At 39.6% G+C, this 14128-nt stretch carries 8 protein-coding genes; all 8 read right to left on the minus strand.

Annotation, left to right across the window (positions count from 1 at the left end):
* Nucleotides 1-34: 34 nt before the first annotated feature.
* Nucleotides 35-781 (minus strand): ABC transporter ATP-binding protein, encoded by a 747-nt coding sequence (locus BLR42_RS07615; RefSeq protein WP_242879255.1) that lies wholly within the window; start codon nucleotides 779-781, stop codon nucleotides 35-37.
* Between the two features lie 60 nt (nucleotides 782-841).
* Nucleotides 842-1606, minus strand: coding sequence for an ABC transporter permease (locus BLR42_RS07620; RefSeq protein ID WP_091867975.1), 765 nt, complete (start codon nucleotides 1604-1606; stop codon nucleotides 842-844).
* 363 nt (nucleotides 1607-1969) lie between these two features.
* Nucleotides 1970-4435: an IS1096 element passenger TnpR family protein gene (locus BLR42_RS23795; RefSeq protein WP_091868072.1), complete on the minus strand. Its 2466-nt coding sequence runs from the start codon at nucleotides 4433-4435 to the stop codon at nucleotides 1970-1972.
* A 345-nt stretch (nucleotides 4436-4780) separates the two neighbouring features.
* Nucleotides 4781-10225: an InlB B-repeat-containing protein gene (locus BLR42_RS07630; protein ID WP_091867977.1), complete on the minus strand. Its 5445-nt coding sequence runs from the start codon at nucleotides 10223-10225 to the stop codon at nucleotides 4781-4783.
* A 48-nt stretch (nucleotides 10226-10273) separates the two neighbouring features.
* Entirely contained in the window at nucleotides 10274-10486 is a 213-nt protein-coding gene (locus BLR42_RS07635; RefSeq protein ID WP_091867979.1) for a hypothetical protein, read from the minus strand.
* 92 nt (nucleotides 10487-10578) lie between these two features.
* On the minus strand, nucleotides 10579-11943 hold the full coding sequence (locus BLR42_RS07640; RefSeq protein ID WP_139165124.1) for a hypothetical protein: 1365 nt from the start codon (nucleotides 11941-11943) through the stop codon (nucleotides 10579-10581).
* Between the two features lies 1 nt (nucleotide 11944).
* Nucleotides 11945-12757 carry a glycosyltransferase gene (locus tag BLR42_RS07645; protein ID WP_242879257.1) on the minus strand — a complete coding sequence of 271 codons (813 nt, stop codon included), beginning with the start codon at nucleotides 12755-12757 and terminating at the stop codon, nucleotides 11945-11947.
* A 16-nt stretch (nucleotides 12758-12773) separates the two neighbouring features.
* Nucleotides 12774-13913: a glycosyltransferase family 4 protein gene (locus BLR42_RS07650; RefSeq protein WP_170832680.1), complete on the minus strand. Its 1140-nt coding sequence runs from the start codon at nucleotides 13911-13913 to the stop codon at nucleotides 12774-12776.
* Nucleotides 13914-14128 lie beyond the last annotated feature (215 nt).

Raw genomic sequence — 14128 nt, forward strand, 5'->3', positions numbered from 1 at the left:
CCCAACATTTTTCTGACAATAATCGATATGAATATTATTTCGATCCAGATTCACTATACCGAGCGCATATTTCCTCAGTATTTCCATCCATGAGTTTCTTGCCTTTTTCAATCCAAATCACTCTATCACAGTTATCCCTGATAGTTGCCATACCATGACTAACAAGTAAAACAGTGGAGCCTCCATGAATCATCTCTTTAATTCTAGCCAAACTCTTTTTCCTAAAGAACTCATCTCCAACTGACAGCACTTCGTCAAGCAGTAGTATGTCCGCGGCATCACCTGCAGTTGCAATTGCAAATGCAAGCCTGGATACCATACCTGAGGAGTAGTTCTTCACCTTCTCTTCCATAAAGTCTTCAAGCTCTGCAAACTTTACAATGTCATCATAGTGTTCATCTATGAATTCCTTGGAATAGCCTACGATAGCTCCATTCAGGTAGACATTTTCTCGACCGGAGAGTTCCATATCGAAGCCGGTTCCAAGTGTCAACATTTGGAGACGCCTACGATCGACAATTATCTCTCCTTCAGTAGGATTTATGGCACCGGCAATCAGTTTGAAGAGCGTGGATTTCCCCGAACCATTGGTTCCGATTATCCCGACAACTTCGCCTTTGTATATATCAAATGAGACATCGTTAAGAGCGAGAAGCTCGCGGTAGCTTATTTCCTTTTTAATTGTTTTTATCAGGTACTCCTTAAGTCCGGAGACGTTGGAAGTGCTGATTTTGTATTTCATGGTCAGGTTTTTGACCTGGATTATTGGTTGTTGGTTCATATGCGTCCCCTCATCCGTCAGCTTCGCTGACACCTTCTCCTCAAGGAGAAGGCACAATTATTAGATGTTTTGCATTACTTCGTTTTCTCTTCTGCGGAATACGAGGTATCCCAAAAGGTATGCCGCTACCGCCCAGAAGATGGCTTTTATCCATAAGTCCTTAGTAGGAAATGTGGAATAAATCATGGTATCTCTGGCAAAGAGCATGTAGCAATACACCGGATTATTATTGATGACCATTTGCATTGCTGCAGGCACTTGTTCAACTGGATAGAATAGCGCTGACATGTACATAAGCATTGTCAAGAATACTGTGTATAGATACTTTATGTCAGCAAAGAATACATACAGTATTGATAGTATATATCCAACTCCCAGTCCAAACATTACGCAGAGTACGATATCAATCGGGAATAACAACATGGTGATTGATGGTTTCACTCCAGACAAAAACACAAGTGGAAAAAAGGCCAGAAGGGTATACAGAAAATTCACCAATGCTGTATAACATCTCGAAAGGACAAAAACATTCTTTGGTACCTTCACACGTAGTAGTAGATTTCTATTATCAACCAGAACTGTCATTACACTGTTGCTGATCTGTCCGTACAGATTCCAAAATAAATATCCAGCTAAGTAGTAAAGTGGAAAATTTTGAATGCTTCTTTTGAACATAGTAGAGAATACCAATGTCATTACAAGCATATACAGAAGTGGACTTAAAACGCTCCACAAGATTCCCAGATAGGATCTGGCATATTTTCTCTTGATTTCTCTCCCCGTAAGCTCCCTGATTACAAACCAGTACTGCTTTAAATCTCCCATACTTTCCTCACAAAAAACTTTCTATAGTACTTTAATGCTGCAATTATGCACTAATGTACCTATTTAGTATATAACTATACTATAGAACCGTCAAATGGTGTTTTTGACACAATAGTGCATTTCCGGAGTCATTTCCTGAGGCAGTACAAAATTCGTAAAAAGGGCATAAAAAACTCCTGACATAAAGCATTTTCATACGTTACATCAGGATTTATCCTTTTTACTATTCATTTATCTATTACTTATTTTTCGAAAGAAGCATATTTCCTTTATAGTGTTCAAGCCTTTCAGGATAGTTGTATAGTACTGCTGCCCTGAGGAGATTTTCCCGTAGACAGTAATTCCTCATAGCCGGGATAGAATTTAATCGTATATCCCTTTCCCCATGCAGCATTTCTTGAATTTCTTGCCGCTCCCGCATGGACAGGGATCATTTCTTCCAATCTTGGGCTTATCACGGACTATCGGCTTTTGAGGAATGAAGAGGTCATCATCCCAGTCACGTAATGGATCGTCATCAATTCCGTGAATGAATAAGTTATCGTCATCATGAAAGGGCAAGTCTGATTCAAAGTAATCCGGTACTCTCCCCTTCTTTATCATGTTCTGCATTCTGTTGACTTCCGTAGATAGTTCAGGCGCCAGTTTCTTTATTCTTCCAAGAAGAAATTCGGTGCGTTCCTTTTTGCCAACTGCCACAAAGAAATCCACGAAGCTCGCCATAACTTCCAGATTGTCCGGGTACTTTGCAAGTATTTTTTCTGCCCGCTCTGCAAATTCTTCCTTGTGCGTCTTCATCTCATCCGTAACACGAAGCTCATATAATTCCCATTGTATGTCCTCCGGAAGGTACATAAGATGTGCCTTCGCCCCCTTACTCTTTTTACCGGTTGTTGCAAAGGATGACACTGGAAGGTCCTGCGGGCGCTGCCCTGTGAGCTTGTAATACTCATATCTTGAATAACCCTTTAAGTGAGGAAGTCCGGTATCCATCACGCAGGCTATACTATTATGCCAGTACTCCGAAAGCATGAAATAATTATTGGTCGGATATATCTCACACAGTTCCTCAAATAGAAATCCCGCATCACAGCCATTAAGTACGCAGCGATAGAGATAATCCATATGCTCACTTGTTTCTCTGTCTTCAAGTTCAAAGACATGTTCAAACAGCATACCCATATCAGCCCATGCATAATAGATGTCTGCCATATCCCGAGATACTATCTGAGCGTCTGTACTTGTAAAAGTCTTGTAATCAATGTCGCTTCCAAGTTTCAGTTTCCGATATTCAATGATAGACTGCGCATCAAGCCCCGGCATTACAACGTGGGATTCACCGCTAAGATAATCTGTGCAAGTCTGAAGCACTGTGGGCATGGTAAGATGAAGATAGGTTTTTACGGTAACGTCTTTTTCATCTGCCTTTATCCCATAAATTTGGTTCATTGTCGGCGCGATTTTGTCTATCTCAAATATGCCATAAGCCATGATAATTCCGCCCATTCGTCTATCAAAATCGCCAAGCTCTCTATATATCTTTCTCCCGGATTTCTTATAAAGCTCCCTTACAGGCTCAATGATCTCACCCGCATCCTCTGCAAGCTTAATTTGTGCCTTGTTACCTTTCTCCTTGACTTCAAGAATCCCCATAAGGATGCTGATCATGATAGTATCCATTATTTCACCAGGTGCAAAACCATCGAATTTAAAAATGTCTGTTTTACCATCATATATGTCAAAAAGTGTTTCCAGCTCATCCTGGTGGTACAGGTACATAAAATATTTCGGATGCTCTTTTAATTCATTAACGATTTTTCTTATTCTCTCGAGCTTTGTAGTACCGCTCTTATCGGGAATCTGCATGTATTTGATGTAGTTCTTGATATCTATGTCACGCAGATTAAGCATCAGATCCTGAATCTGATGCCTGGATTTTTCTATTGTCACATCAGTCCATTTGTCATAATCAAAAAGAGTCTTAACCTTCTTGTCGCCGTTGTTTGTCTGGTCCATGAGTTCGTAGTAGTTGTCCACATTTTCATCGCCATAAGTGTGGCGAAGAGTTTTGTCAAAAGCCTCCTTGGCATCAGCAACGGCTTTCAATGTATTTCCAATATCCTTAATAGCCTTCTCAAGTTTCTTCTGCTGTTCTTTACTCACAATGTAATCTCTGTTTTTGGGAACGCTTACCTGATCAAGATTTATATTTCCGCGGGAACTCATAGTTTTGTATAGGAGATTCTCTTCACTAACAGGCTTTATTTTCTTTTTTGTTTTTTTGTATCTTGATAATTCCTGATTGACCAGTTCCATATCGTATGGTCCGTTACTCTGTTCATTGAACCATTCCTTAATTTCATCATGCTCAGGATCTTTGGGGTCATCGAGAGTCTCAAGCATCTGATAATAGCCCCATATACCGCCGCAGTCTTCGGGAGGAGTATCTCCCTTAAATTTAATTACCATCGGATGGTCATACTCATAATCTTTGATAATCTTCTCGATTTGAACAGTATGATACCAGTCATCTCCAAAATCATATAGATATGTAAAAGACTTTGTATCTTCAAAAAACTCATCAATGATATATTCTGATGAGTCCAAAACATCCATATCCCATCCGCCATCAAATTCATCAGCCTGCTCAAGGAGCCTTACTCCCTGATTGCCAAATGTATACTCACTAAGGTGTCCTTCCCACCATCCCATTACTTTATGTATAACCACCGTCAGCTGTGAAAAGCTAAGTCCTGCTGGTACTATACATCTGCGCCAGATTGGCGGTTTTGAATTTTTGATTGTGATTTTAAGCTGATATGCTTTCATTAAGATTTATTTCTCCGGTCTGTTAATATTTCAGCGCTATTCAAGTGCATACTCCCTCGCCTCCCTGATGAAAATGGTATCCATCATAGTTCTTCTTAAGAGCCGCAAGGCACTCCTCTTCCTTCATCAGCTGTTTTCAAAAGGTTATTAAACCTTTGGGACAAGGTATTATCTCCTAGTATAGTAATCCACATTTTTCTGCAATCACTAATATTATACAAAACAGGCATAGCTACTGCAATCGGCACGATTAGTGAAATGATTTTTTTGAGTATATAAAAAATGTAGTAAAGAAAAAAGGGGCTGTCGCATTAGATGAACTGCTGCCCCTTTATTCACCTTATTCTACTTTTTCCCAGCGGTCCATTTAGGATAGTATATTGTTGCATTCCGTGAAAGGCCTCTTTTCCTAAAAATCTTTGGATATCTTATTCTACATTTAGCAGGAATAAAAACATAAGCCTTTTCTGATATTTTACCAAGTGCCTTCTTGCCAATGCTCTTATTTTTTAACTTAGAGGTATTTATAACCAGCTTCTTTAGATTCTGACAATTGTAAAATGCCCTGTCACCTATCGTCCTAATGTTATTACTTAGTACAACTTTCCTCACTCTCTTATTGTTTTCAAACGCACTATTCGCTACACCGGTTATCTTCACCTGACACCCATCTTTCAATATCACTAAACTGGGAACCCTGACTGACTTTTTCTTGCTCATAGGTGAATGAATATAAGTTCCTTCAGTAGGCGTACCCTGCGCATCAAGCTTCGTGATCTGACAAAAGACATCATTATCATCTGTATTAACTATTTCCCCAATACTGTGCCCTTCATCAGTACATGTAACTTGCGCTTTTTCCGAATTACTATCAACATTCGGCGTGTTATCTTCTTCGTATGCTTTATTCGAAGTCTTGCTGTTTTTAAGATTCCATTTCGCATATAAGTAAATATCTTCAGACGGCATATTTATGTAATCGTATGGATAATAAAATTCTTCATCCATAAACCAACCGCCAAATGTATAACCTTCGCGCGAAGGTATATCAAGTTCTCCAATCTCCGCTCCATATGTCACTAGCCTGGTTCTTATATGCGAGCCGCCATTGCTATCAAATTCAATCCTATAAACATCGGGAGTCCATTTAGCATATAAAACCATGCTGTCCATTGGCATTTTTTCAAATGTATACTCGTTAAGCAGTTCAGGTTCCAAATACCATCCTTCAAAAGTATTTCCTTCCTTTACAGGTTTCTCGGGTTCACTAATTACTGAATCATATTCAGCCGTAATGCTTTCTACTTCGCTTCCTCCATTTGTCTCAAAAGATATCGTTCTATTTTTATCTTCTCTTTCCACAACCCCAACAGATGTCTGATCTGCAAGAGTGTAAAAGACACTATCTTCATTACAATTATTCTCTTTGATTATCAGAAGATGATTTGATTGATATGACATCGACCCCTGGTGCAAATTCATGGAATTCAAAAGACTTACATATTCGCGTTTTCCATTCTGAGAATATGAAATCTGCAAATCTTTATTATGCACAGAGCCTTTCGCCCTTGTGCCAATAGATTTATATCCTATATCTGTACCAACCTTCAAATCATTCATTTTAGAAGAATCAAAACCCGGGAGTACTAGATATAGCCTATTATTTGCATTTTTATGTGTATGAAAAGCTTTCACAATTAAGTCTTGGAAAGACGATCCAAGGGTGTAATTCGTCTTAAACTTAGGGTTATTCCAAATAAGCAAAACATAATCATCTGATCTACTCATAAGACTTAAGTATTTGCAAAACGGGTTATACTTTTCATTCCAACTAGCAGAATCACCACCAAAAGGTGAAAAATACAATTCAAAAACGTCATCCCTCGAAGAGCCCAGATACACTATTTTCTCAGATGGAGGTATTTCATTATCTTTTCCGGCGTTTATTAAATCAATCTGCTCAGTCATCTTCTCCCATACAATATTTCTGAACTCATAAATATCTTCCTGCCCACAGTATTCAGAAACCAATTTCAAGTAATTATATGCAGCTTGATACAATCTGTCATGATCTGATACCACACACCCTGACTGAATATTATTGTTATTATTTGTTCCGGTGCTATTGATACCATCCAAATTTATACTGGAAAGCCATAAAGATCCACTGTGCTCTTTGCCATCTTTATCAATGTAATTGGAAACTGCGCAAACCTTTGTATGCATCATATCAGTGGCTGCATCATCCCCATAAGAAGTCCATTTGACCTTATTAAAGAGCAGGTAATCCTTAACCAAGCCGCCCCTTACATAATTTTTGTCACACTTATCATAGAAATAATTTTCAAAATACTGGACAAATCCAGTTTCTCCACTTGTCCTAAGAGAAGCTTCTATCTGCCCCATTGCATTTACATGAATTCCCATTTTAGCAGCAGTAACAAGTAAATATGCTATGCGAACAAAACCATTCTTATCATAATTCTTTCCGGGTAGCTGTCGCATATATCCAAAGTATCTACTGTTTCTGTTGATGCATACAGCAGCTTCAACTGAAAAGTGGAATGTTGAGAGGCTTATAAACACCTCTTTTTCCGGATATTCTCTTTTATATTTCATCGCCTCATATATCAAAATGCCTTCTGCAACATTTGGATTATATGCCTTTTCCCCACTATGACTAACAAGCGTATCTACTGTGACATTCTTTCCATTTATATTCTCGAATACTGTTGTATTACGACTACAGAAATTCGAAGAATCTCCAAGAATCTCAAGCTTATTGTATGCATCGCTTATGTATTCTTCTTCAGTACCGTTCTCTAGGTCAAAAATTGCCTTTACGGATTCTGAATCTTTCTCCTGAGGTACAATTCCCGGAATAATCTCGTGTGAATAGTCCTCATATTCAGGAATAATAAAGCTCACTTCATTTACTGTCAGCTTGTTTACAATCGCCGATGCCCAATAAGTATCATCCAACACATCCGTTGTTAAATCTGTATATTGATCTTTATCGATGTTTAAAGTTGCTTTGTTTGTATTTCCATAAATTATAGATCCACCACTTATACCAACATTTTCTGAAACTGTAAGTGCGGCAACATTCACTTCGGTGCCGGTCTTAGTGATATATGCTACTCCGCCATTATCTGCCCTGTTTTTGACTGCTTTGTTATTAAAAAGTGTCAGCCTACTTTCATTTGCACAATAACAAGCTCCTCCGAAGGCACTTGCCACATTACTCTTAAACTCGCAGTCCCTGATCATCGTCTCCGTATCTCCGGTGTAAACGCATATACCACCACCATTATCAGCAGTATTAGCAGTAAAAGCAGTAGTATAGATATTGGAAACAGCTTCTGTATAAAAAGCGATTCCACCACCATTTTTCTTTGCCGCATTAAGCTTTATATTACTGTGATACAGATTCATTGATGATTTATTCACATAAACCGCACCGCCATTATAGTTAGCCAAATTTTCCTCTGCTATAATATTGTTTCCTGCAAAATGACTATTTGAATATATCGCCAACGCTCCACCATTATAATCGCTCGTATTATTTATAAATTCCGCACCATTTATCTCCATAGAGCTTTTTGTCAGATATAAGGCTCCTCCTCCATATCTTGATCCAGATTCGTTTGCTGTAGCATCAGAAACATTTCCAGAAAAGTTGACCATAGTCAAATATGATTTTGAACTAGTGGAATACATTGCGCCTCCGTTATAAAGCGCATGATTTTCTCCAAATTCAGACTCTGCCATAGTTAAAACGTCATAATCACTCTCAACATGGCTAGTCATATACAATGCCCCACCATAATTTGCTTCATTATTATAAAAACCGGAATTATTAAGAGTAACAGTAGAATCCACTTCACTGTCACCCACATAGGAAATATAAAATGCACCTGCATTTTTTCCGGCATGGTTATTGTTAAATGAGGTTCCATCAACAGTTGCCACGCTGCTATGTAATGCAACAGCTCCTCCGTTACCGGATTCTGCCAACAGGGCACTATTGTCATCAAATGAGCTATTATTGATGGTTATCTCACTCTCCCCCGAGCAATAGATAGCTCCACCCTCATCTTGGCATTTATTATCTACAAAAGCGGTATCCTTTATTGATACTTTACTTTTTCGATTAATGTATATAGCGCCACCATTCATATCAGTTGTATCATCCGTCACCTTTACAGCCTCATTGCCCTCAAAAGTACAACTCTCAAAATTCGCTATCCCACCTTCCTTCTGAGTAGCTTCAGCAGCCATTATTCCAATCGCTCCGCCCCTGTTAGCCTTATTATTCTTGAACTTTACATTGTGAAAGGTGCCTATTCTCGTAGTAAGACTCGGATCATCATTTACGATATAAACTGCACCGCCCTTAGAATTTGCACTATTGCCTTCAAACAGAATCTCATCCTTTACAGTTAACGTCCCTGAAATATTAATCGCACCGCCATTGTAGCTAATGGCTTTATTTGCTTTAAAAGAAGTATTTCCATATATGATTACAGCATTCTTTGTCTGAGAATAAATAACTCCACCGGAATTAAGAGCTGAATTATTTTCAAAAAGCGACGTATATTCTTCTTTCTCCCCTATTAGTAATTCTCCAAACTGGCTTTCTGCCTGGTAAATGACACCACCATATTTGGATGCATAATTACTATCAAAATGTCCACCAAATAGGTGTAACATCCTGTAATTATATATAACCCCACCACGACCGGAACTATTCTGACAAAATTCCCCACCATAGATATTCAGATTAGAATAGTTATAGAACACAGCCCCCATAGAAGATGTCCTATCTGCTCCATCTTCCAGTCCTTCTGCTAACACTCTATTGTTGTTGAAACTTCCACCATAAACATTAAGAACACCATTTGCTATAATCGCTACAGAACCGCCTATCTTTTCCGGATATGGTAAATGATATTTTGTATCCAACGTCCTGCTATTGTTAACCTTACAGTTATTTGTAAATGTAAGACTGTTATAAATATTTGCCTCAGCCCCATTACATATAAAAAGAACTGTTCCGGTTACTTCTTCCTGCATGTTATCACTATTTCCATCAATTACTAAAAGATTTGCATTATCTTCCCCTGATTCTCCTATCGAAAGAATAGCCTTATCATCAGCTGAGTAAGTTTTTTCGCCATTAGCGTTCTCTCCCACAACAAAAATATCCCCTGCAAAATTATTTGCACGGGTAAGTACATGTGGTGCAGATGATGTTATATTCACCTCACTGGTAACATAAAATGTTCTATCAAGTTCAAAATCACTTACAATATGAATATTGGATATTTTAGAACTAATAGCTGTTTCAAGCTCTTCTGCGGATGAAACATCCATAGAATCCGAAATTTGTATGTCTAATGGTGCTAGTTCTGTAGTTGTAATGTCATCTGGATTATCATCTGATATAGTGGCTTCCTCTGGCATTTCTGCATCCTGGTTTTCTTCTCCAGATGCCATTTCCGAAATTGATTTAGAATCGTCTTGATCATTTGCAGATTGTTCTATCTGCTCATTTCCTTTTTGTTCTTGACCATCTTGTTCTTCATTTTCAAAAAATTCGGTATCTGTGTCTGTCTGCCCCACATTACCATCAGACACCTCTTCGTATTGTTCTAAATCATAGTCTTCAAAATTTGCTTCATGTGCTCCTTTTTCAGCATCAAAACTATCCGCATTTACAGTCATAGGTGTTGATGCAATGCAGACTATGAGCGCAGAAAACAAAGCTACTACTCTCTTTAAAAGCATATTCTTTTTCTCCCCCCAAAAAACTTTCTCTTTCAGATGATCTGATTTTTATTGTACCGATATCGATCCATCCGCGGAGCAGCTTACAGACCAGCTTCCAGATGTCTTGGCAGCAGGAGCTGTGATGCCGTTTGGCCATGAGATCTCTGACTGCCAGCCGGCTTTCTTTTGTTGTACAGGTGTTGACTTAGCTGCTACTGCATTTCCGGTGTCGAGATACTCTGCCAGTACTTCTATTTTTTGTTCATGTTGTACCTCCATTCCCCTCATCCGGCGCTACGCGCCACCTTCCCCACAAGGGGAAGGCATTTGTTTTTCTTTACATATACCTTTCCCAAATAGGAAGGCTTAAACTATAGGTTCTTCCTAACATACATCAAACAGTTATACAGCCTTGCCTGCAGAAGACTCCAGCGGACATGTTTACCACATCTGACGATGCTTCCGTATATCCAGCCGCTCTCGTGGATCTCCGGTGTCCTGATGTGAAGCTTACTTAGGAGCCATATAACCGTTTTTCTAAATAGCCGCAGGTTACATATATCTCTGTATGGGAGCCGTACTGCTATATCCTGTGCGTCTCCCTCAAGGACATCATCGCAAAATTTAAGGGTACCATATAGCTCTGCTTCCCACTTATCCGGTCTTGCCATCAGTTTTGACAAGATATCTTCGGATACAGATACTCCGTTATCCAGCTCTCTATTACGAGCATACGCTCTTGCAAACATCTCAAGATATGGTTGCATTGTCTCAAGGTACTCTGAATTCAGGCTTCCATAGTCAGCGATCACGGGATTATTGTTTTCATATCCAAGTGTCATGCCTGCTGCCTCAGAGCTCACAGCTTCAAAAAGGCAGTTGCTGAAGTAGACTTTTCTTCGAATCTGTCCTTTGGGTCCAAAGTAAAAGGTTTTGTATGTGTTTGGATCCATGTTTTTCGGAATCTTGTAAAGTCCAAAATAATACCCCTGAAGTTCTGTTCCCGGTTTTGCATAGTCTAGGAGTCTTTTAATGCTTCGCTGAGTAGTGCCTACCCATCCACTGTCAACTACTGCTATGCTATCTCCGGAAAGCATTCCTTCCTGCCTGAAATACCCGATAGCATCAGGAAGTCGCTGTCTCGCATGTCTTTGCACGATAGTCCAGAGTTCTTCCTTATGTATCTCTGCCTTTGCTTTCCACTGCAGTATTTCAGGTCTTGCCATTATCCTGTCAAGTGAGTCCGAGAAACCAAGGATACTCACAAATTCCAGCATCTCCTCCTCAGAGAGCGCACCTCTTTGCAGGATTTTTCTCATGGTTACATCTATTCCGCTAAGAAACATCATGTCCAGGAATTGGCTGTTATCTATTGCCATCTCCGGGATCCTGAGCGCATACCTGGAGACACGAAGGTAACGTAATTCTGGTGACGAGCTATCCGCTAACGCAAGCGCTGCCCTATAAACCGGCCAGGCATCTCTCGACAAAAAATATAGTCTCTTAATACTGCTTTTTTTTGCATCATCGAGCACCCATGCCGCAAACTCTGTCAGCACAGGTGCCCAGGAGTGAAGATGATGAATTATGCTACCCTTAACTCTTACATTATCCGTATTATCAACAGATTTTGATAAGAGCGGATCGCCTCTTAGCTCCTCCATACAATCAGAAAGCGCTTTATTATATGCAGGATTTTTCTCGAGAATCTTTTTGTAATAAACCAGCCTGTCCATCCTATACATTTGCTTTCTTATGTTTATAGAATTCAATCAGTTTAACCGGTACAAAAACACCTATTATCGGGCGCATGCAGTATAACCAGCCAAATGGGAACAAAAGTCCCATCTTCTTGAAATTTTCATACCGCACTTTCATTTCATATACCCTGAATTTGAAATCGCGGTTATGGTAGCTCTCCCTATCCACGTGATATTTGAAAAGCACCTCCTGCATGTTGCAGCCTTTGAATCCTGCCTGATATAGCCTCATAAAGATCTCATAATCTTCACACCGTAAAGTCTCTTTTCTTGCAGTGTATCCGCCATTCTCAATAAGCGCTGATCTTCTGTACATTACTGTCGGATGAATATAAGGTGAATACTTCAGGTAATCCTCTGCTGTCGGATGTTTGGGCCTAGTACTCACACTCCACACACCCTGCTCATCAAATATCTTTGCATTACATCCGCACCAGTCATACTCCGGATGTGCTTCAAGAAAAGCTCTCTGCTTTTCAAATCTCTTTGGAAGGGAGATGTCATCGTCATCCATTCTGGCAATATATCTGCCTCTCGCTTTTTCCAGACATTTATTAAGTGAAAATGCGAGTCCGTGGTTCTCCTCACTTCCAATCACTATTATTCTCTTGTCTCTTTTTTGCAAACCTCTGATAAACTCCGATGCCTTAGGATTAGATCCATCATCATAAATGATGAATTCAAAATCCCTGAAGGTCTGCATTAGTATGGAATTAACTGCGCGGTCCAGTTCATTTGTATTCTGACCGCTAAAAACCCCCATTATGACGGAAATCTCAACCGTCTCCATACACTTTTCTCCCCACTTACCTGTCTATTTTTGAATATATCTTGCGCATTGTTTCCTTCGCCTTTTCCTTGGAAAATACCCCCGAAAGTTCCAGCGCGTTATTTGCATATTTCTGTCTGATATCCGGATTATTCTTAAGTATCTCAATAGCAAGCGCAAATGCTTTGGGATTATCAGCTTTGCAGACTATTCCGTTTTTCCCGTCTCTCATGTATTCTCTTGTTCCGCGGTTATCTGCCGCAATAACAGGAACAGCACATCCAAGTGCTTCCACCGCTGCCATTCCAAATCCTTCACGCTTGGAAGGAAATACAAAAGCATCCGCCGACTGTAGAACCCTTTCCATGTCCTTTCTGTAACCTCGCAGAGTTACATTTTCGGACATTCCGTTTTCATCTATGAACTGGCGAAGCTCCTGACGCTTTCCACCTCTTCCGCAAATGCTGTAATACAGATCCTTATCATCCAACTGCCTAAGCGCCTCGAGTACAACCATGTGATTTTTATTGTTATTGAGCTCAGCAGCTGTAACGATATGGAATCCCTCATCGGGTATTCCCAGTTCTTCGCGCACATCCTTCCTTATGCCGGGCTTAGGGCAGAATCTTTTGGTGTCAAGTCCCACGCCATGAAGGAGCTCAACATGTCCGCCTTTCCTCAAATGGAATTTGCAGGCTCTGTCATAGTCCTCTTTATTTATGGTTATGATCATGTCTGTAAATCTGGCAAGGAATCGTTCTATCGGATAAAAAATGAGCCAATAGGATTTTGGTGCACCCTCAAAGAAGTGGAACCCGTGCGAAGTGTAAATACAGTAGGGTTTTCTTCCTGACAAAAATCCCGAGAGTCTTCCGAGCATTCCTCCAACCGGATTATGGCAGTGCACAAGGTCGATATGTTCACCTTTTATAAGGCTTGAAAGCTGTAAGAGTCCCTGCAGATTCTTTATCATGTGCCAGGGCTTTTTGTGCAGAATAATCTGATGCATTATTATGCCATCATTTCTGAGATTTTCAGGATTAAACTCATAGACCGGATTATTGAAATCCGAAGCATAGTGAATCTCATAGCCCATTTCTTTAAGAACTGTCACGTCATTTTCAAGAAATTGCGACAGAAATCCACCTGTACTTGATACAATAAGTGCTCTTTTCATAGATTGATTACGCGTACTATAGAACGTCTCCCTCATATTTTAGTATCTATAGTATATATTTTTGACGGTGTAACGTCAATTGTATGCGCAATTCAATAATTGGCACTATCGAAAATTGAGGCGTTTTTTAAGAATCTCTAGTATAAATTTTAGAAAAATAGGTAGTGTTAGTATGCATTTTTATCAGCTGCATACAACGCACTATTTAAAAGGAG

This window comes from Butyrivibrio sp. INlla16 (genome assembly GCF_900104155.1).
Lineage (GTDB): Bacteria > Bacillota > Clostridia > Lachnospirales > Lachnospiraceae > Butyrivibrio.